Source organism: Corallococcus sp. CA041A (assembly GCF_003612075.1).
In the GTDB taxonomy this organism is placed as follows: domain Bacteria; phylum Myxococcota; class Myxococcia; order Myxococcales; family Myxococcaceae; genus Corallococcus; species Corallococcus exiguus.
Genome location: NZ_RAWF01000184.1, coordinates 1 through 20,083 on the forward strand (window position 1 = coordinate 1; position 20,083 = coordinate 20,083).

General features: G+C 71.2%; 15 protein-coding genes. 1 reads left to right on the top strand and 14 read right to left on the bottom strand.

Annotation, left to right across the window (positions count from 1 at the left end; all coding sequences use genetic code 11):
* The 8 genes from D7V77_RS28195 to D7V77_RS28225 form a co-directional block, all read right to left on the bottom strand.
* A partial coding sequence (locus D7V77_RS28195; RefSeq protein ID WP_233597279.1) for a CHAT domain-containing protein occupies positions 1–2,767 on the bottom strand: 2,767 nt, incomplete at its 3' end.
* Position 2,768: 1 nt separating this feature from the next.
* Positions 2,769–3,251, bottom strand: a complete 483-nt coding sequence (locus tag D7V77_RS28200) for a hypothetical protein (protein ID WP_120579399.1) — start codon at positions 3,249–3,251, stop codon at positions 2,769–2,771.
* Positions 3,252–3,338: 87 nt separating this feature from the next.
* Positions 3,339–4,070 (bottom strand): hypothetical protein, encoded by a 732-nt coding sequence (locus D7V77_RS28205; RefSeq protein WP_120579400.1) that lies wholly within the window; start codon positions 4,068–4,070, stop codon positions 3,339–3,341.
* The gene (locus tag D7V77_RS28210) at positions 4,067–4,612 is read right to left on the bottom strand and encodes an RNA polymerase sigma factor (protein ID WP_120579401.1); all 546 of its coding nucleotides are present in this window, start codon (positions 4,610–4,612) and stop codon (positions 4,067–4,069) included. The genes D7V77_RS28205 and D7V77_RS28210 overlap by 4 nt, the downstream gene beginning before the upstream one ends.
* 125 nt (positions 4,613–4,737) lie before the next feature.
* Positions 4,738–5,790 (bottom strand): hypothetical protein, encoded by a 1,053-nt coding sequence (locus D7V77_RS44950; RefSeq protein ID WP_233597280.1) that lies wholly within the window; start codon positions 5,788–5,790, stop codon positions 4,738–4,740.
* A gap of 51 nt (positions 5,791–5,841) precedes the next feature.
* Positions 5,842–6,660: a M23 family metallopeptidase gene (locus D7V77_RS44955; RefSeq protein WP_233597281.1), complete on the bottom strand. Its 819-nt coding sequence runs from the start codon at positions 6,658–6,660 to the stop codon at positions 5,842–5,844.
* Positions 6,661–6,780: 120 nt separating this feature from the next.
* The gene (locus D7V77_RS28220) at positions 6,781–8,001 is read right to left on the bottom strand and encodes a GAF domain-containing sensor histidine kinase (RefSeq protein ID WP_120579402.1); all 1,221 of its coding nucleotides are present in this window, start codon (positions 7,999–8,001) and stop codon (positions 6,781–6,783) included.
* 129 nt (positions 8,002–8,130) lie between these two features.
* Positions 8,131–8,877 (bottom strand): SDR family oxidoreductase, encoded by a 747-nt coding sequence (locus D7V77_RS28225; RefSeq protein WP_120579403.1) that lies wholly within the window; start codon positions 8,875–8,877, stop codon positions 8,131–8,133.
* 122 nt (positions 8,878–8,999) lie between these two features.
* Between D7V77_RS28225 and D7V77_RS28230 the strand changes: the two genes are divergently transcribed.
* Entirely contained in the window at positions 9,000–9,890 is an 891-nt protein-coding gene (locus tag D7V77_RS28230) for a LysR family transcriptional regulator (RefSeq protein ID WP_120579404.1), read from the top strand.
* Positions 9,891–9,902: 12 nt separating this feature from the next.
* Here the strand turns inward: D7V77_RS28230 and D7V77_RS28235 are convergent, their stop codons facing one another.
* From D7V77_RS28235 to D7V77_RS28260, 6 genes are all read right to left on the bottom strand, one after another.
* Complete coding sequence (locus tag D7V77_RS28235) at positions 9,903–10,475, bottom strand: glutathione S-transferase family protein (RefSeq protein WP_120579405.1); 573 nt, start codon at positions 10,473–10,475, stop codon at positions 9,903–9,905.
* An 87-nt stretch (positions 10,476–10,562) separates the two neighbouring features.
* Positions 10,563–12,041: a serine hydrolase gene (locus D7V77_RS28240; RefSeq protein ID WP_120579406.1), complete on the bottom strand. Its 1,479-nt coding sequence runs from the start codon at positions 12,039–12,041 to the stop codon at positions 10,563–10,565.
* A 73-nt stretch (positions 12,042–12,114) separates the two neighbouring features.
* On the bottom strand, positions 12,115–14,730 hold the full coding sequence (gene mgtA / locus D7V77_RS28245) for a magnesium-translocating P-type ATPase (RefSeq protein WP_120579407.1): 2,616 nt from the start codon (positions 14,728–14,730) through the stop codon (positions 12,115–12,117).
* A gap of 84 nt (positions 14,731–14,814) precedes the next feature.
* Positions 14,815–16,749 (bottom strand): penicillin-binding transpeptidase domain-containing protein, encoded by a 1,935-nt coding sequence (locus D7V77_RS28250; RefSeq protein ID WP_120579408.1) that lies wholly within the window; start codon positions 16,747–16,749, stop codon positions 14,815–14,817.
* Between the two features lie 102 nt (positions 16,750–16,851).
* Positions 16,852–19,497: a right-handed parallel beta-helix repeat-containing protein gene (locus D7V77_RS28255; RefSeq protein ID WP_120579409.1), complete on the bottom strand. Its 2,646-nt coding sequence runs from the start codon at positions 19,495–19,497 to the stop codon at positions 16,852–16,854.
* Positions 19,498–19,635: 138 nt separating this feature from the next.
* On the bottom strand, positions 19,636–19,938 hold the full coding sequence (locus D7V77_RS28260; RefSeq protein ID WP_126935083.1) for a hypothetical protein: 303 nt from the start codon (positions 19,936–19,938) through the stop codon (positions 19,636–19,638).
* Positions 19,939–20,083: the final 145 nt, after the last annotated feature.

Sequence of the window (20,083 nt, forward strand, 5' to 3'; positions counted from 1 at the left end):
GGCCCCCGGCGGCGGGCCTCACCGGCACCAGCGCCGCGTCCCCCATCACCCCCAGCCCGGCCCACATGGCAGCGGGCTCGCCGTCCTCCCAGGCCTCACGCTGGGCTTCGCGCAGCGCCGACGCCGCGCCCCTCCCCGATGCCAGGTGCCGGTAGTAGCGCTCCAGCAGCTCCGCGGCCTCTGCGTCGCGCATGGGCCACAGACTGGCCACCACGGCTCTCGCTCCCGACTCGAAGAAGGCCCGCGCGAGGCTCAGCACGCCTTCTCCCGCGAGCAGCGCGCCAGAGGCTCCCCGGCAGCTGGAGAGCACCACCAGCGCATCCCGCAGCCGCAGCTCCGTGATCTCCCGGGGCTGGAGCAGGCCGTCCTCTCCCGCCGCGCCCGGGGCCAGCACCAGGGCGGAGCGCTCGGGGGACTCGACATCCACGACCGCGTGCGCGGCCACGTGAAGGATGCGCACCGCGTCCCAACGGGACTCCTTGAGGGCATGCTCGGACGCCTCCGCTCCCACGAGCAACCGGGGCTTCACGGCCGTGTCCTCCAGGGCCTCGCTCACGGTGCGGCCCTCGCGCCGCGCCTCCGGAAGCGCGCCCAGGTTCGCCGTCTCCAGGAACACGCCGCCTCTCGCGGAGGCCACTTGCGTGCCCTGAAGGGTGCCGCCCCGGTCGGGATCCGCCAGGACCAGGGCCTCGCCCTCGGGAGGCCGTGCGGGCTGCTCGCGCCAGTAGTGGAGCAGGCTCGCGGAGGGCACCCGCGCCAGTTCGTACCGGGCCATCAACGGTGGTCCGTCCGCGTGCTCCCGCAGCGCGGCGAAGGGCAGGTCGTGCAGCGGACCATCCGGCACGAGCAGCAGGCGCGACACCTTCGGTGGCAACTCACGCAAGGCGGGGGCGAGCAGCTGCGCGTAGAGCGCCGCGGCGGCACCTGCCTCCGAACCATCGCGGCGCTCGATGAGGCCCGACAGGAGCGCCACCGCGGGGCGCAGCCGTGCTCGCTCCGGGATGCGGTACGCGTGCGTGCCCTCTCGGGTCACCGCCAGCATCCACGCGCCGCCCGCGCGCTCACCCTGGAGGTCATGGTCCGTGCCCGCGAGGAAGACGAGCAGGGCCTCCTCCTCGCCCAGGCGCTGCTCGGTCGCGGCGAGCGACGCGAATGACAGCTCCGTGCGCTGGGTCGCGGGTCGCAGCTCACGCTCCCGACGCTCCAGGTCCTGGAGCTCGCCCAGCAGCTTCGTGCGCTCGGACGCGGACAGCGCCGGAGCCAACAGCCGCCTCTGGGTGGCGGACAGGCCGCGCAGGACGCCGTCCCGCGCCTTCCGCTGCTCCGGTGCCTCCTCGGGCGTGGGGAGCGCGCGCGAGGCCACCAGGGCCTCGAACAACGTCCTCGCCCGCAGGCGCTCGCTCACCGCGAAGGCGCGTTCCAGGGCTTCTCGCGGCGGCACGGCGGAGGCTTCTCCCGCCTCCAGCGTTCGACCCGCGAGCCGGTGGTAGTCACTGGCCCAGCCGGAGAAGAGCTCGGCCTGGCTGGTGGCGTCCCGCTGCCACTGGCGCAGCACCTCCACCGCGGCGAGCGCGCGCTCCGCCTCTCCCAGGGCCTCTGGCAACGGACGCGTGCGGAAGGCCACCATCGACCGGGCACGCCACGCGGAGGCGAGATAGAGCGGGTTGTCATGCTCGGCGGCCAGTGACAGGGCCTCGTCCACGTCGCGCCACGCGGCGGCCGCATCCACCGCCGAGCGGCGTTCGGCGCGCGTCCACAGACAGGAGATGCGCCGCTCGGGCAGGCCCGTCTCCCGGGCGATGTCGATGCAGCGGCGCAGGGCGTCCTCCGCTTCGTTCCGCGCCTCCAACCCGTCGCCCAGCAGCTCCGCCACGAGGCGCAGCGACATCGCCTCGAAGGCCTTGCTGCCCGCGCGCTCGGAGGTCGCGAGCGCCTCCCGCGCGAGCCGCAACAGCTCCGGCCGGCCCCCCGGTTCGGGACGCTCCTCCTGCCGCTGCCAGGCGAGGTTCGCGAGCGCGAAACGGACACGCGCCTCCGTGCCCGCGTCCTTCGTGCGGTCCGCCAGCTCCGCGAGCCGCGCGAAGATGTCCAGCGCCTCGTCGAAGCGGCCCAGGTTCACGCTCACCGTGGCCAGGGGGCTGAGCAGCTGCTTCTTCATGCCGTCCGTGCCATCCGGGAAGGTGAGCGCCTCCGCGCGCTTGAGCAGGCGGTAGGCGCGGCCCAGGTCCTGGCCCAGGTCGGACAGCTCCGCCGCCTCCAGGATGAGCGCGCGCACCTCCAGCTTCGGATCCCCGGAGGCCCGCGCCACCTCGCCCACCCGCCGGACCCACTGGTGCGCCTCCTCCGTCTGGCCGCGCATCCCCAGCACGCTGCGCAGGTTGATGCCGGCCAGCACCTCGCCCTCCGCGTTCCCCTGGCTCCGGAAGGCGAGGGCCGCACGGAGGTATGACGCCTCAGCCAGGGCCGGCTCGGAGAGCAGCTCCATGTGGCCGAGCACCAGCGTGAGCCAGGGACGGTCCGGGTGCCGCGCGATGAGGCCCTGGAGCCTGCGCCTGGCCTCGTCGCGCCCTTGGAGCCCCTGGGCGTTCCGGAAGAAGCACATGGCCGCGTCGGAGCCCTCGGGCTGAGCGTCGAAGGCCTCCTCGCACCGGGCGAGCGCGGAGGGCTCCACGGGGGCGGCGGCCCGCGCGGGGGCGACCAGGGCCAGCCCCACCCCCAGGGTGAAGCCGCCCAGTCGCCCCACGCGCTGTCGCCGCCCTCCGGTCACATCAGGTCTCCACGGTCTCCACCCAGCATTTCCCCATGGTGACAGGCTCCGGCATGGTTGTGATGGGGTCCTTGGCGGGGAACTCGCAGACGAGCTTCGTGGGCGGCGGCGGCGGATCACCCAGCCCTTCCCGCTCGATGGCCAGGACACCGGCGGAAAGCTGCTCGGCCTCCGGCGGCAGGATGAGCTGCGCGCGGACCCCGGCGGAAGAAGGCGCCCTCGCGCTCACCCACAGAGGCGCCGCCGGGCTCACGATTCCCGTGACGGTCGCGAGCACGGCGCCGTGTTCGTCCAGGATGCGCAGGGTCATGGGCACCGGGGCCCCCCTGCGCAGGGCGACCGCGTCCACCACGGAGGCCACCACCGTGTCATGCGTGGCCCCCACCAGCGGATCCGTGGTCACGACCAGGCGGACCTGCGTGGGAGCGGCCTGCGCCGCGACCGCGACGCCCCACAGCAGCGTCATCATGGACAGCGCGCGCACCCATCCCCTGCCAACATTGATTGCCTTCATAAATCCCCCTCTGCTTGTCATTGAGCCACCGGCCTGGCCCAACAAGTGGTGCGGCACTCACCGCAACCGGTTCACGAACGTACTGCCGCGCTGGACGCTTCCATCCGGAAGCCGCGCTTCCACCTGCCACAGGACGCGCGCTCCGGAGGGCAACTCCGCGAGCACATCCACCGGCACCGTGTATTCGCGCGACTCCAGCCGCTCCGCGCGATGGAACACCTTCAAATCCTCCGACGACACCTGCACGCTCCAGGACACCGCCTGGGGCACTCCGCTCCAGCGGAGCACGAACTGCTCGCGGGGCAGCGCGGTGGCCTCCGGCACCTGCGAGGCGATGGCCTCCGCCGCGCCACCGCGGATCCGCGTCGGATCCACTTGCGCCTGCTGCTGCCGCACCACCACGACCGCGCCCACCAGGACCACCACCGTCGCGGCCATCGCCGCCATCGCCTGCCGCCCCTGCCAGAAGCGCCGGGCGGTCAGGGACACCACCTTCGCGGGCACCTCCGCGCCTGTCGCGGGCACCACCGCCGGAGCCCCCCGCTCCGCCTCCGCCGCTGCCTGCGACATCGCCTTCGCCAACCGCCACGCCTGCGCCCACGCGGGATCCGCCGCGACGCGCTCGATGACCGCCCGGCGCTCCTCCACCGGCAGCTCCTGCCTCACCGCGCGCCAGACGAGGTCCGCGTCCACCGGCTCCCCTGCCGCGTCATCCTCGCGCAGCGCCGTGCGCAGCCGCTCCACGCCCTCCGCATCCAGCGTGTCATCCTCGGGACGGCGTTCGCTCACGGCTGGATTCCCTTCGTGGAGAGACAGGCTCGCAGCGCGCTCAGCCCCCTGTAGATGAGGTTCTCCGTCCGCTTGGCCTCCCACCCCAGCAGCTCCGCGGCCTCCGGGACGGTGTGTCCCTGCAGGTGCAACGTCACGGCGAGGCGGCGGTCCTGCACCAGCCCCTGAAGACAATCACGCACGGCCCGCGCAATCTGCGAGGCCCCGGCCGCCCGCTCCGGGTCTCCCGGCGCCACCGGTTGGGCGGGCCCCTGCTCCACCTCCTCCAACGCCACCTCCTTGCGCGCCCCCATCCGGCGAAGCTCGTCGATGAGCGTCGTGTACGCCACCCGGTACAGGTACGCGGGGGTCAGCTCCGCCTGGCCCTGGATGCGCCCGCGCAGCTCCACCACCTTCATCATCGCGACCTGCAACAGGTCCTCCCGCCGGTCCGCGAGCGACGCGGGACAGACGCTCGCGAGCGCCCGGCCCAGGTCACGCCGCAGCGTCTCCAACCCGGCATCCGGGGATGCACCCGCCCATGGGCCGTGTCGCAACTCCAAGATGCCTCCCCTCGCGAAAACGGGTGCCGAGCGTCATTCGAACGCATCATCGGCGGCAAGGAGAAGCCGGGCAATCCGTGAAAATTCCCCCAGAGCCCAGAGGCTCCGGGGAAGACATTCGCGCGCTACTGGAGATTCGCGTCCCAGGCAATCAGACGCAGGTCCCCGCCCCCCGTGCCCGTCGTCAGGCGCACGGCGGTGATGACGAAGCGAGCGCCCACATAGGTGGAGGTGGTGGCCAGGCCCGACACGATGGCGCCCGCGCGCTCCTTGCCGGTGCGGTGCACCTTGCCGTCCGCGTCCACGTCCCAGGTGTAGACGCGCAGGTTGCCCGTGGTGTCCCGCACCGGGGTGACCACGTGCTCGCCCACCACGCGCGCCGCGCTCAAATCCAGGATGGCCTCGCCGTCCTCGTGGTCACGCCGCACCAACTGTCCGGCCGCCGTGACGTCGAAGGAGATGTTGCGCAGCACGCCGTTGGTCAGGCGCGTGCTGGCCACCACCATGTCGCGCACGCTGTTGCCAATCGTGACGGTGCTCATGGCCACGTCCGTCACCGCGCCCGCCAGATAGGAGCCCCGCTGGATGACGAGGTTCTGCGGGGTGATTTCCCACGCCGTCAGGCTCAGGTTGCCCGCGGGCGTGCGCACCGCCGTGACGACGCCGGTGAAGCGGCCCGCATCCCCGGCGACGCGGCCGTTGAGGATGGGCGTCATGGCCACCTTCGTCGCCTCCTCGCCGAAGCCGTTGCCCCGGCGGGTCACCGTGTCCAGCGTCGCGGACGTCTCCCAGGTGCTGACCTTCAGGTGGCCCGTGGAGTCGCGGAAGGCGCTCACCACGCCCAGCCCCTGCGGGAAGGTGGCGAGGTTGATCTCCGTCGCGTCCGCGTCGCCGCCGGCATCGCCCTTGCGCTCGATGGAGCCGTTCGCCGCGACCCGCCAGGCGATGATCTTGAGCTTCCCATCCCCATCCCGCAGCGCCGTCACCACGTCGCGGGTGGTGCTGTTGTGAGGGTGGACCATGGCGATGGAGCTGGCCGCGCCCGCGGCGGCGTCATGCAGCTTCGTGAAGGTGCCGTCCCCCGCCAGCTGCCACGACCCCAGCGCCAGCCGCCCCGTCACGTCCCGAGTGGCCGTCACCACCATGCCGCCCGAGGCCGCCGTCGCCACCTCCAGCACCGGGTCCCCGGTGATGTCGCCCCGGCGCAGCAGCGGATCCGGGTGGATGGCCTAGGGGAACAGGTCGAGCGCCTCGTTCTGGAGCGGGACGAAGTCGAGCGACGAGTCGTACGCCACCGCGCCGTTCTTCTGCCACGCCTGCGAGTAGGTCAGCGGCAGGGACGTGCCCAGCGTCGTCGCGCCCGTCATGGGCTGCAGGTGCACGTGCAGGTGGGGATTCGACGAAGCGCCGGAGCTGCCCACGCGGCCCACGAACTGCCCGCGCTTCACGCGCACCCGCTGCGCCGCGGGGACAATCACCTCCCGGGGCAGGTCTCCCACGCGGTCCTCCGCGTCCGCCACGTAGGTGGCGTTGAAGGGACAGAGCTCCTCCGGGACGCTCCCGGGCTGCAGGTGCGCGTAGAGGATGATCTTCCCGTCGTCCGTGCGGATGTTCACGTGGTTGCCCGAGCGCGGGATGCGCAGCGGGTTGGAGGTGCGGCCCGGATGGGGCACGTCGTCACCGCCGTACACCGCCGGCTTGAGGCCCTCCGGGGCGTTGCGCCAACAGGTGAGCACCTCGCCATCCGCGATGGCGGAGACGGGCAGCCCGTAGATGACCCAGTCGGCGTTGCGCGGGTTGGCCGCGTAGTCCGCGAAGGGAATCTTCACGCGGGTGAAACGCTTCTCGTCGTCGTCGAAGCGCACGGCGCTCAGGTCGCGGTTGTGCGTGCCGCCGTGGTCGCTGGAGATCCACCAGTGGCTGCCCTCGGGCAGGTCCGCGCTGCTGCCTGGGAAGGCATACGTCTGCGCGGTCGCGCTGAGGCCCAGGGTGGTGAAGGCCACTGCGGTGAGCCGGGCCACGGAACGAAGGCGTGGGGACGGTGACATGGGGTTGCTCCTGATGGGTGGCGCCCGGCGGCCGTGATGGCCCTCCGGTTTCGCGCCTGCCCCCACTCAACGGAAATGCCCCTTTTTCCCCCTCACCCCCGCCGTGCGATTCCTCTCCGCCTACCCGGCCACCACTGGCAGCGACAGTCCGAAGCACGTGCCGGCCCGGGACGTGGAGACCACCTCCAGGGTGCCGCCATGCGCCTCCGCGATGCGGCGCGCGAGGTACAGGCCGATGCCCAGCCCCTTGGAGTCCGCTCCCCGCGTGAAGCGCTCGAAGAGCGTGGGCAGTTGTTCGGACGGAATGCCCATCCCCTGGTCGCTCACCGTCACGCGCACCCAGGGCCCTTCCGGACGCGCCTGCGCTTGCAGGCGGATGTCCACGGGCCGCCCCGGCGGCGAGTGCTTGAGCGCGTTCGCCACCAGGTTCTCCAGCACCTGCCGCACGCGGTCTGGATCCGCGACCGTCACCAGCTCCTCGGGTCCCTCGAAGTGCACCGGGCGCTCGGGCGTGCTCGCGGTCGCGACCAACTCCCGCACCAGCCCCGTCAGGTCCACCGGCTGGGGACGCAGGCTGAAGAGGCCCTGGTCCAGGCGTCCCACGTCCATCAGGTCGTTGATGAGCCGGGTGAGGGAGCGCAGCGACGCGGCCGCGCCCGTCGCGTCCCGCAGGTCCTCCGGCGCTTGATTTCGCGCGGCGCGACGCTGGATGAGCTGGATGCGGGCCTGGAGCGGCAGCAGGTGGTTGGCCATGTCGTGCGCGAGCACGGTGATGAGCTCCTCGGCCGCCTTACGGCGGGCCTGCTTCACCGCCAGCTTCGTCAGCTCCTGCACCAGCTCCACGCGGTGGGCCACCATGCCCACCCAGCGCGCCACGGCCTGCAGGAAGCGCAGGTCATGGGGGGTGAAGAAGTCACTCTGGGCCGACGTCACGGCGAGGACGCCCCGCGTCTCCATGCCGATGGGCAGCGGCACCATCAGGGAGGAGCGCACCCCCAGCCGGTGCTTGATGCCGGGGAGCTCGTTCGGATCCTCCTCCGCGCGGCCGGTCATGAAGGGGGTCTCCGTCTCGTACACCTGGACCGCGCGCCCGCCATTGGCCAGCGGCATCCGGTCCAAGCCCAACGATTTCTGCAGGAGGGCCATGGGCGTCTGGCTCGTGCCCACCGCGACGAGGCTCTGGGTGCTCTGCTCGAAGAGGAAGACGTCCACCTTGTCGGCGTTCAGCAGCTCCGAGACGAGCTGGCCCGCGGTGTCCAGCGTGGGACGCAGCTCGGCCACGGGGAGGGCCAGCAACTGCTCCAGCGCCCGCAACCGGGGGTCCTCCCATCCGCCGCCCATCCCTGGGTTCTCGTCGCTCACGCGACAACGGTGGGGACGCCTGCCGCCTGGAGCCACCCGGCGGCACGGCGTCCCCTCAGGAGCGCGAGCCCCATGCGCCGCCCGGTCCCCTGCCCGCACGGCAGGCGTTCAGACCATGCCGCCATTGGCGCGGAGGATCTGGCCGTTGATCCACCCGCCCTCCGGACCCGCGAGGAAGGCCACGGACGCGGCGATGTCCTCCGGCGTGCCCAGCCGCTCCAGGGGGTTCAGCTTCGCCATGCGGTCCACCAGCTCCGGGGACTTGCCGTCCAGAAACAGCTCGGTGGCGGTGGGTCCGGGCGCCACGCAGTTGACGGTGATGTTCCGGCCGCGCAGCTCCTTGGAGAGGACGGCGGTCATCGCCTCCACGGCGGCCTTGGTGGCCGAGTAGACGCCGTAGTTCTCCATCCGCAGGCCAATGACGCTGGTGGAGAAGTTGATGACGCGCCCACCGTCGCGCAGGCGGCGCGCGGCTTCGCGCAGGCCGTTGAACGTGCCCTTGATGTTGACGGCCACGTGCTGATCAAACAGCGCGTCGTCGAAGTCCGCGAAGCGCACGAACTTCCCGATGCCGGCGTTGTTCACCAGCACGTCCACGCCGCCGAACGCTTCTGCCGCCGCGTCGAACATCCGGGGGAAGGCGGTGGGGTCCGCGACATCCGCCTGGAGGCTCAGGGCCCGGCCTCCCGCCGCCTCAATCCTGCGCACCGCGGCCTCCGCCGCGTCGCGGTTCCCCGCGTAGTTGACGATGACGTTGAAGCCGTCGCGAGCGAGCCGCTCCGCCACCGCGGCGCCGATGCCGCGCGAGCCGCCCGTCACGAGGGCCGTCTTCTTCTGCAAGGTCTGGGTCGTCATGGGGTCTTCTCCTCTGGGGTCCGCCGACGTCCGCGCTCGGGCATCAGGTGAGGACAAGATGGACCTTTCCGCGTCACGGATAATCGGCTTTGTTCCGGCATCACTGTTCGACAGGGCGGACAATGGACCGGTTCGACGCCATGAAGGCCTTCACGCGCATCGTGGAGCGCCGGAGCTTCACCCAGGCCGCGAAGGACCTGGGGCTGCCGCGCTCGTCGGTGACGGACGCGGTGAAGCAGTTGGAGGAGCGGCTGGGCGTGCGCCTGCTCCAGCGCACCACGCGGCATGTGAGCCCCACGCTGGACGGCGAGGCGTACTACCAGCGCTGCGTGTCCCTGCTGGCGGACCTGGAGGAGGCGGACGCGGCGTTCGTGGGCGGACAGCCGAAGGGGCTCGTGCGAGTGGACGTGCAGGGGACGCTGGCGCGCAGGGTCGTGCTGCCCCGGCTGCCGGAGTTCCTGGAGCGCTACCCGGGCATCGAGCTCTACATGAGCGAAGGCGACCGGCTGGTGGACCTGGTGCGCGAGGGCGTGGACTGCGTGCTGCGCGCCGGTGAGCCCAAGGACAGCGACATGGTGGCCCGCAGGGTGGCGCTGCTGGAGGAGGTGACGTGCGCGTCCCCGGCCTACCTGGCGCGGCATGGCGTGCCGGAGAGTGTCGAGGCGCTCCAGCACGGGCACCGCATGGTGGGCTTCCGCTCGTCGCTGACGGGGAGCCTGATTCCTCTGGAGTTCACGGTGGGCGGCGAGGTGCGCCACGTCGTGCTGCCCACCACGATGTCCGTGAACGGCGCGGAGAGCTTCGTCGCGGCGGCGCGGCTGGGATTGGGCCTCATCCAGGCGCCGCGCTACCGCCTGGAGGAGGACTTCGGGCGAGGCACGCTGGTGCCCGTATTGCCCCAGCACCCGCCGACGCCCACGCCCGTGTCCCTGATGTACCCACGCAACCGGCAGCTGTCCCCGCGCGTGCGCGTCTTCATCGACTGGCTGACGCGGGGTTTCACCGCGCCGTGAAGCGAGGGCGCCTCAGCGCAGCTTCAAGCCCTTGGGACGTGCCTGCAGCCGGTCCACGTAGGCCTCCAGCTTCGGCCGCCCCGTCGAACCTCCCAGCATGCGCTGGTAGATGAACATGGAGCCGATCATCACGTCCGCGGCGGTGAACCAGTCGCCGAAGAGATAAGGGCCGTCTCCCAGCTCGCGCTCCACGGCGTCCAGCGCCTGCGGGTACTCCGTCCACCCGCGCTGCGGCGGCGTGGGGGCCTGGGCCATGTGGTCGCCCATGGACGGCTCCAGCTGCGACGTCGAGTACACCATCAGCGACAGGTACCGGCCGCGCTCGGGCGCATCCACCTTGGGCGCCAGCTTCGCCTGCGGGTACTTGTCCGCGATGTAGAGACAGAGGGCGGCGTTCTCGAACACGCGCGCATCTCCGTCCACCAGCGCGGGCAGCTTGCCGGCGGGGTTCACCTGGAGGAACTCCGGCGACTTCTGCTCCCGCTTCTCCAGGTCGATGGGCACGATTTCGTACTCGACCCCCGCCTCGTCGAGCATCCACTTGCCAATGACCGCCCGGCTGCGCGGATTGAAATAGAGCTTCATGCAGGCACCTTTCGTGAGCACCACGTTGGACCGCCCCCCGGGCACAACGCCCGTGGCGCGGACCGCATTCGCTCACATCTGGTGCCGCTAGGGGGCTGCCTTTGTCGCGGGCGGCCCGGACTGTTCGCCCAGCTTCTGAAGCGCGCCCGCCGCGTTGGTGTTCTTGGGGTCCAGCTCCACCGCCTTGCGGTAGTTCACTCGCGCCTGCTCCTTGTCGCCGACGGCGAGGTACGCCTCACCCAGGCTGTCGTAGACGTTGCCCACCTTCGGGAACATCTCCACGTTGAGCTTGAAGATTTCGACGGCGTCCGCCGGGCGGCCCGTCCGGAGCAGCTGGTAGCCCAGGCTGTTGAGCTGATCATCGGAGAAGTCATACGCGTCCGGCTTCGTGGCCTTCAGCTCGCGGTAGCGCGCGACGGTCTTCGCGACGGGCTCCTTGTCGACCGTCATGCTCAGCATCTCCCGGATGCCCAACCGGGGCGCCTTGGGCGGGATGCCGTGGAGCACGCTGAAGAGGCCGGCGGCCAGCGGCTTGAGCTTGTCGCCGCGCGACGTGTTGTCCAGGAGGATGACCACCTCCTTACTCGCCGGCACGCGGAAGATGCGCGTGCTGAACCCGTTGATGCCGCCGCTGTGGTTGATGGTGGCGAGCTCCGTCTTGCCGTCGTCCAGCTTCAGCGGGTCCATGGAGAACCCGAAGCCGTAGTTCTCCAGGCCGGGCGTGAACATCTTCTGCTTCAGGACCTCCGGCAGCAGCTTGTTCTCGTAGAGCGCGCGGTCCCAGCGGTAGAGGTCCTCCACCGTCGAGTACAGCGCCCCGGCGGCGTACGGCAGGGACATGTCCAGGTAGGAGGCGTTGACGTAGCCGTCCGGCCCGAGCTCGTAGCCGCTGGCGCGCTTGGGCAGCACCGTGGAGGAGACGTCGTAGCCGGAGTCCTTCATGCCCAGCGGCGTGAAGATGCGCTCCTGCACCGCCTGCGCGTACGTCTTGCCGGTGACGCGCTCGATGATGGCGCCCAGCAGGAAGTAGCCGGAGTTGCTGTAGGCGAACTTCGAGCCGGGCTCGAACTCCAGGTCACCGCTGGCGAACCGCTTCACGAAGTCCGCGACGGAGTACGGGTTGCGCGACTCCTTGGCGAAGAAGTCCGGCAGGCTCGTGTAGTTGGGGATGCCGGACGTGTGGTTGAGCAGGTGGGTGACGGTGATGCGCGAGCCCGTGTCCTTGCGGTAGTCCGGCAGGGCCGACACCAGCGTGTCGTCGAGCTTCAGCTTCCCCTCCGAGACCAGTTGGAGGATGACCATCGCGGTGAACTGCTTCGTCACGGACGCGAGGCGGAACTTCGTGTCCGGCGTGTTGGGCACGTTCCATTCGAAGTTGGCCTGGCCATAGGCCTTCTTCAGGAGGACACCCTTCTCGTTGGCGACGAGCGCCACGCCGTTGAACTGGCGCAGCTGGCGGTACTGCGTCAGCAACGTGTCCAGCTCCTGCTGCCGCGTCGCGGCACCGGCGACGACAGGGATGAACAGCAGGACCACGGCCAGCGCGCGCAACGGGTTCCAGGTCATTCGGTCTCTCCCACGCATGAGCCTACAGACGTCCCGTTGGCGGGACGATTGCATCCTTTCGCGAGGGGGCGCGTCAGGCGGTGTCGAAGCGGCGGAAGAACCAGCGGTTGAGCACCACCGCGCAGCCCAGGTACAGCGCCACCAGCGCGCCCAGCGACGCGAGGATGGCGGGCGGCGGCGGCACGAAGCCGAGGTAGTTCCCCAGCGGCGTGAAGGGCAGCACGCAGGCCACCGCCACCGCGCCCAGCGACGACAGCACCAGGAGCCGCGCGGGGGGGCTGCGCGCCGCGCCGCCCCGGGTGCGGATGATGAAGATGACCAGCACCTGCGTGGTCAGTGACTCCATGAACCAGCCCGTCTGGAAGAGCGGCGCGTCGGCGTGGAAGCCGTGCAGCAGCACCGTGAAGGTGGCCGCGTCGAAGAGCGAGCTGAGCGTGCCGAACACCGCCATGTAGAGGCGCACGAAGCGCATGTCCCAGCGAGGGGGCCGCGCGAGCTGCTCCGCGTCCACCGTGTCCAGCGGGATGGCCAGCTCCGACACGTCGTACAGCATGTTGTTGAGGAGGATCTGGATGGGCAGCATGGGCAGGAACGGCAGCACCAGCGACGCCAGGGCCATGCTCAACATGTTGCCGAAGTTGGAGCTGGTCCCCATGCGGATGTACTTCATGACGTTGCCGAAGGTGCGCCTCCCCTCCAGGACGCCGTCGTGCAGGACGCCCAGCTCCGGGCGCAGCAGCAGGAGCGCCGCGGCCTCCCGCGCGACGTCCACCGCGCCCGAGACGGAGATGCCCACGTCCGCCTCGTGCAGCGAAGGCGCGTCGTTGATGCCGTCCCCCAGGTAGCCCACCACGTGGCCGCGCTGTCTGAGCGCGCGCAGGATGCGGCTCTTCTGAGAGGGGGACACGCGCGCGAAGACGGTGGTGTCCTCCGCCCGCGCGCGCAGGCCCGGGTCGTCCAGCAGGGCCACCTCCGCGCCAGTGAGCACGCCCCGCACCTCCAGCCCCAGCTCCTGGCAGACGTGCACCGCCACCCGCGCGTTGTCGCCCGTCACCACCTTGACCTCGATGCCCGCCTCGCCCAGCGCCGCCAGCGCGGGCCGGGCGCTCTGCTTGGGCGGATCCAGGAAGGAGGCGAAGCCCGCGAAGACGAGGTCCGTCTCATCCTCCAGGGACAGCCGCCCGCGCTGGGACGGGACGTCGCGCCAGGCGAGGCCCAGCACCCGGAAGCCCTGCTCGCTCAAGGCATCGGCGCGGGCTTGCAGGCACTCCCGCGCGTCCGCGTCCAGGGCCTGCGCCGTCCCGTCCGCTGCCTCGAGCGATTCGCATCGGGACAGCAGGGCCTCCGGCGCGCCCTTCACCACCAGGACGCGGCGGCCGTCCTTCTCCAGCAGCACGGACACGCGGCGGCGCTCGAAGTCGAAGGGCAGCTCGTCCTGCTTCCGCCAGCCCTGCGTGCACTCCACGCGCCGGGCCAGGATGGCCTCGTCCATGGGGCTGCGCAGGCCGGTGGCGAAGTGGCTGTTGAGGAAGGCCCACGCGAGGGTGTGCTCGCTGTGCTGGGCGGTGGCGTCCTCGGTGCGCTCCAGCCGAATGTTCGCCTCCGTGAGCGTGCCCGTCTTGTCGGTGCACAGCACGTCCATGCAGCCCAGGTCGTGCACCGCGCTCAGCCGCTTGACGATGACGTCCTGGTCCGCGAGCCGCAGGGCGCCCCGGGCGAGCGTCACCGAGACCACCATGGGCAGCAGCTCCGGCGTGAGCCCCACCGCCAGGGCCATGGCGAAGAGGAAGGACTCCAGCAGCGGACGCTCCAGGGTCAGGTTCACCAGGAGCACGAACAGCACCATCAGGACCGTGAGCCGCATCAGCATCACGGAGAAGCGGCGCGTGTCCCGTTCGAAGGCGGTGGAGGCGACGGGCGCGTCCAGTCCCCGGGCGATGCCGCCGACCTCGGTGTCACGGCCGGTGGCGAACACGAGCGCGCGGGCCGTGCCTCCCAGCACCGACGTGCCGGCGAAGACGGTGTTGCCCACCTCCGCGAGCGGTGCGTCCGCGGACGCGAGGCCCGGTGCCTTCTCCACCGGGTAGGGCTCGCCGGTGAGCAGCGACTCGTTCACGGACAGCGCATGTGACTCGATGAGACGTGCGTCCGCGGGCACGCGGCTGCCGGTGGCCAGCAGGACCACGTCCCCGGGGACAAGCTCCGTGGCGGGCCGCATCTGCTCCACGCCGTCGCGCAGCACCCGGGCACGCAGGGCCACGGCGCCACGCAGGCGCTCCGCCGCGTTGCTGGCGCGGTGCTCCTGGACGAAGTCCAGCGTCACGCTGATCAACACGATGACGGCGATGATGGCGGAGCTGGTCAGGTCGTGGACGAAGGCCGAGATGCCGCACGCCACCAGCAGCACCAGCACCAGCGGGTTGCCCAGCCGCAGCAGCAGTTCCAGAGGGAGCGGCCGGCGGCGCCGGGACTCCAGCGCATTGGGGCCCAGGGACTCGAGCCGCGCCTCGGCCTCCTGTGGGGTCAGTCCCTGTGAGGTGCTGCCCAGCCGGGCGAGGAGGGACTCCACCGGCTCGCTCCAGGCGGGCGGCCCTTCGCGCTTCGGCGCCGGCCTCCGCCGCGCGCCGGAGTGGCGCGGGGGGTGCGCCACGGGCTCGGTGCCCTGGCCGCTCGAGCGTTCGGCGCCCATCCTCGCAACGTGGACAGTGTCCCGAGGGGTGACCAGCCGCCAGCGAGGAAAGGGGCGCGGCGCTCGGAGGGACGGCCCCGTGCGCTAGCTGGAGCCGTCGTTCTTGCTGAAGGAGATGACCGAGGCCGCGTCCAGCGCCTGGAGGAAGCGAATCGCGAGCGGCAGCGCGACACGGCCTCCCACGCCGCCGCCCTCCACGAACACCGCGAAGCCGATGCCGTCGCGCACGCCGACGAACCACGCATGGGTTTCAGGCGGCACGGACGTGCCGAACTCCGCCGTGCCCGTCTTGCCCATGAGACCCGGGATGCTGGCGGCGGACTTCGCCGTGCCGTCCGTCACCACCGCGCGCATCAGGTCGCGGAGCATGGCCGTCGTGCCCGGATTCAGCCGCGACTCCGGGCCGGGCTCCGCGTCCACGAGCAGGCGCGGCGCGTGCCAGACGCCGGTGGCCGCAGCCGCCGCGACGGTGGCCATGTGCAGCGGCGTGACCAGGACGCGACCCTGGCCCATGGCGTCCGCCGCGCGCTCGGCGTCGTCTTTCGGCGGAGGGAAGGTGGCGCCCGGTGACGGCAGCCCCACGTCGTAGTTCACCCCGAAGCCGAAGCGCCGGGCCGCGTCCTCCAACGCGCGCGGGTCCAGCTTCGCCGAGAGCTGGATGAACGTGGTGTTGCACGACAGCGCGAACGTCCGTCGCAACGTGGTGACGCCCAGCACCTCGGATTCGAAGTTGCGGAAGCGCTTGCGGCCCACCGTCACCTCCAGGGGACAGTCGACGCGCGAGTCCGGCTTCAGGCCGCTTTCGAGCAGCGCCGTGGCCGTCACCAGCTTGAACGTGGAGGCCGGGGGATAGCGCCCCATCAGCGCGCGGTGCCACCCTTCTCCGAGGGGCCGGCTGGCCACCGCCAGCACCTTGCCCGTGGCCGTGTCCACCGCGACCAGCGCGGCGGGCTGGGTGACGTCCATGAGCGCGGCCTCCGCCGCCGACTGCACGTCCATTCGCAACGTGGTGCGGACATCGCGTCCCGGCTCACCGTCGAAGCGGTACAGCAGCTCGCTGCCGCCAGAACGGCGCTGGAGCCGCACCTCGCCGGAGGGACGTCCCGCCAGCGTCCGTTCCTGCGCGCGCTCCAGGCCGGACAGCCCCACCACGTCGCCCGGCTGGTAGGGCTGGCCCAACGACTGGAGCGCCTCCGCCGTGATGTCCCCGACCCGTCCCAGCGTGTGCGCGGCGAAGCCCTCCGCGGGGGTGAGGCGCGCGGGCCTCTTGCGGAAGAAGATGCCGGGCACCGGCGCGAGCACGGGGCGAATCTGCTGGTATCGCTCCAGGCGCACGTCGATGAACGCGATGAACTGCTCGGGCTGCGCGCTCGCGGCGTTCAGCGCGGCGAGCACCTTCGCGGGGTCCACGCCGAGCTGCGACTGGAGCACGCTGGCCACGGCCGCGCGGTCCTTCACCCGGCCCGGCATCACGCCAATGCGAATCACCTCTCCCGGCAGGGTGAGCGGATCCCCATTCGCATCGAGCAACCCGGCGCGAGGGCCCCAGCTCCGCGCGCGGCCGAAGCGGTCCCCGTGCCGCATGTCGGGATGGAACACCTCCGGCGTCCAGCGCAGGCTCCAGCGATTGCTCCGGAGCACGAAGCGCAGACGGGACTCGACCTCCCAGTCACCCAGCCCACGCAGCGTGTGCACGCCGCGGAACCTCACCACCGCCGTGGTGGCGTCCTGGGACTCGAGCACCACCTGGTCGAAGCGCGAGGCGATGACGCCCAGGTCCTGCCTCCAGCGCGCGTGCTGCGCGTCGAAGTCCTGGGGCGCGTCCACGAGCCCCTGGCGCTGCGCGGCCACGTCGTTGCGCGCCCAGGCGTCCAGGTACCGCAGGGCCAGGTCCTCGGTGCCTCCGGACACCACGGCGGGCGCGGCGGGCGCGGCGGGCTTCGTGGCTCGCGGCGCGCACGCGGGAAGCAGCAACAGGAGGCAGAGCCCCACCCAGGAAATGACCGCCCGTCCGTACACGCGCCCCCCTCTACCGCGCCCTTGTCGCCGAAGCGAACATCCGGCGGTCGTCGCCTCCACCTGGACCGGCTGTCGGTCCACCGCGCGCACGCACGGCGTGGATCAGCGGACCGTCTGCTCCTGGGTCTTGCTCGCGCCGTCGCCCGTCGCCGTGATGGTCAGCGGGCCGGCGGTCGCGGCGCGGATGTAGAAGAGGCCTTCGCGCTGCGAGTTCTTGAGGCTCACCACCGCCACGGGCGCATCCGAGCAATCCGGCAGCAGGTGAAAGGTCGCGCCCGGATCCGACGCGGCCAGGGTCACCTCCGGCACGGACAGCGAGGCCAGGTTGCCCACCAGGTCCCAGCCCTGCACCACCAGCGCCTCCGAGCACGTGTCCACGTCCAGCGTCCGCGCCGGAGTGGCGAAGCCCACCTGGCGGTCCTCGCCCTGCGTCACCACGTCCACGCCGATGGCGGTCTCGTACAGCTCGCTGTTGTACCCGTCACCGCTGATCCGGTTGCGGCTGATGAGGTTCGCGGTCCCGTTGTCCGAGATGGCGGCCTGGTAGACCTGGTTCGTCAGGTCCTCCTTGCTCAGCTCGTTGCCGAGCACCTGGATGTTCTGGGGCGCGGCGGGCGGGTCATAGTCGTTGCCCTCCGCCTGGATCAGGTTGACGCCGACGTCGTTCCCCACCAGTTCGTTGTCCTGGATGAGCAGGTCGTGGCACAGCTCCCGCCCCACGCCGTAGGCCGAGCCACCCACCACCAGGATGCCGGAGCCGTAGTCCGCGGACCGCAGGTCCTCGAACAGGAACGCGTTGCCCTGCACCTCGTTGCCCACCACCTGCCCGGAAGCGCCATACGCGAGCTGGATTCCAGTGCGCGAGATGCGGCTGGTAGGCCCCAAGCCGTCGAGGGTGTTGTCCTCCAGCGTCACCGCCACCCGCCCCTGCACCACCACGCCCACCTTCTGGTAGCCCGTCAGCCGGTTGCCCCGGATGACCACCGGCACCGGCGCGCCTCCCACCGTGCTGTTGCGCACGTCGATGGCGAAGCCCTCCTGGCAGCCGCTGATGGTGCCCTGGTTCAAGTCCTCCACGACCGTGTTCTCGATGGTGCCGCTCGCGTCCTCCAGCAGGATGCCGCGCAGCCGGTCCACGCCCGCGTCACACACGTCCGACAGGTTGCGCGCCGTCACCGTGACGAACCGCACGTTCGCCACCGTGCCCCGGTTGCGCAGCACCGCGCCCTTGTAGTGGTCCCCCGCGCCGTCCTCGGACGCGGTCAGCGTGTGCCCGGCCCCATCGAACGTGAAGCCGTCCGGGATGAACACCGCGCTCTGCACCACGCAGTCCTCGCGCAACGTCACCTGCCCCGGCGACAGGGTGATGGCGCAGGCGGTCTCACCCGGGCCGCAGCGCCGGCCCGTCCAGGTCACCTGGAAGGAATGCCGAGTGCTCGCACCCGAGGCGTTCGTCACCACCAGGTCCACGGTGGGCGTCACGTCCGCCGGCAGGCAGGAGAGCTCCGTCCAGTCCACCGTGCTCGTCGCGCCATTGCCCACCGGCGTACCGAGCGCGCCCACGTTCGACGTCCAGGCGAACGTCATCGCCTCGCCGCGCGGATCCGTCACGTCCACCGTGAACGTCACGCGTTCGCCCGCGAGCGCGCTCTCGGCGGACTGTGACGTGGTCTCCAGGACCGGCGGCGCCTCCGCGCGCACGCACAGGTTCACGAGTTGCTCCGTGCTTCCACCGAAGCCGTCCGTCACGGCGCCCTTCAGCTGACAGCCACAGTCCGTGGGCGCCGCCCCCGGAGTGAAGACGGGCCTGGCCAGGGTGACGTTGTCGAAGGTGCCCTCGCACGTCGCGCTCCAGGCATACGTCAGCACGTCTCCGTCCTCGTCCGTCACCGGCGCCGGGACCTGGAAGGTACTGCCCAACATCACCTGCTGGGGCTCTCCGGCCACGGACGCCACGGGCGCTCGGTTGAACCACGTCTTCCTCAGCGACGCGGGCCCGCGCACGGTGCCCACGCCGAGGTGGAACTGGAGCGTGGACACCGCGCCCTGTGCGTCCGTGACACGCAGGCTGATCAACACGTCATCCTTGAGGGTCGGGTCGTAGTCGGTGCCAGCATCGCCCTCGGTGCCCGCATCGGGGACCGGCGTGCGTGCGGCTGTCCATTCACAGGTCGCTTTCTCACAGCCGAGCAGCCCGCCGGAGGCGGTCCATTCGTAGTCCAGCTCACCCTCTTCCTCGTCACTCGCCTGCGCGCTCAACGTGACGGATTCGCCTGGCGCCACGATGGCGCTTTGCGCCCGCACTTCGTGGATGCGCGGTGCGTGGTTGGCCAGTCCTGGCGCGACAGACTCCGGCAGGGGAACCAGGACCACGAGCGACTCCCCATACAGCGGCGGCTTCACCCCGGCGTCCGATTTCACGGAGGCCACCACCTCCTTCGTGGAGTCCTCGGCGGCCACGGACAGCTGGATCTGCTCCTCGGGAGACTCCGGCTTCACGACGGCCGACCACGCGATGCCGCCATCCGGATCCGTCGCGGATGTCAGCGCCTTCGACTCCGTGGCGCCCGACGCGTGCGTCACCGAGGCCGTCACCGCGGCGACCGCGGATGACCGGGGCGCCGCGACCACGACCCTCACTCCACCGGCCAGTGGCGCCGTGACGGCGGGCTCCTCCTCCACGCAACCGAACGTGGTCAGCAGCAACAACCCCACGAGGTGCAACGCACGGGCGGGCTTCAGGGTCACGGCATCCTCGGGGAAGGCGGACGGGAGTGAGAACGATACCGGGTGATTCCCACACGTCCAATCCACGGGGAGCACGGGCCGTGTGCGCCCGGCCCGCCGTCCAATGCCTGCCAGTCCCCCGCGACCCGAGGGCCGGTGCTACGGCAATCCTTGCTCGGCGCTGTACTGCGCGACCCATTCCCCTATCCGGGCAATCACCCGTGCGTGGTCGTTGTCCAGCTCGGGCAGGAGGGCCGCGCCGTACCAGTGCGGGTGATGGCGCAGGTCCGGCCGCTTCGCGAAGACCCACTCCCGGAAGGCGGGATGCTCCGGCGGGTGCCCCAGGTCCTCGCGCGCGCAGTCGTAGGCGAAGATGCACATGAACAGATACGACACGTTGATCGCCTGGTAGTCGGGAGTCCCCACCAGGTACATGCCCGGTCGCTCACACCAGATACGCATCCATGCAATCAGGTGGGTGGGGCGAGCAAAGGGAGCCATCCGGGAAGCCTAATCTCCCCGACGGCGAAGTCCTCTCCCGAGCGTTCACGCCACCCTCCCGCCGCATGGTCTCGCGCAGTGTCGCGGTGCTGCATTCCCCCACGTG

Coding starts and splice junctions, on each gene's coding strand:
- D7V77_RS44955 (WP_233597281.1), bottom strand. CDS start 6,660: ATGTCACCGTCCCCACGCCTTCGTTCCGTGGCCCGGCTCACCGCAGTG.
- D7V77_RS28225 (WP_120579403.1), bottom strand. CDS start 8,877: ATGACGACCCAGACCTTGCAGAAGAAGACGGCCCTCGTGACGGGCGGC.
- D7V77_RS28260 (WP_126935083.1), bottom strand. CDS start 19,938: ATGCGTATCTGGTGTGAGCGACCGGGCATGTACCTGGTGGGGACTCCC.
- D7V77_RS28220 (WP_120579402.1), bottom strand. CDS start 8,001: ATGGGCGGCGGATGGGAGGACCCCCGGTTGCGGGCGCTGGAGCAGTTG.
- D7V77_RS28230 (WP_120579404.1), top strand. CDS start 9,000: ATGGACCGGTTCGACGCCATGAAGGCCTTCACGCGCATCGTGGAGCGC.
- D7V77_RS28235 (WP_120579405.1), bottom strand. CDS start 10,475: ATGAAGCTCTATTTCAATCCGCGCAGCCGGGCGGTCATTGGCAAGTGG.
- D7V77_RS28240 (WP_120579406.1), bottom strand. CDS start 12,041: ATGACCTGGAACCCGTTGCGCGCGCTGGCCGTGGTCCTGCTGTTCATC.
- mgtA (WP_120579407.1), bottom strand. CDS start 14,730: ATGGGCGCCGAACGCTCGAGCGGCCAGGGCACCGAGCCCGTGGCGCAC.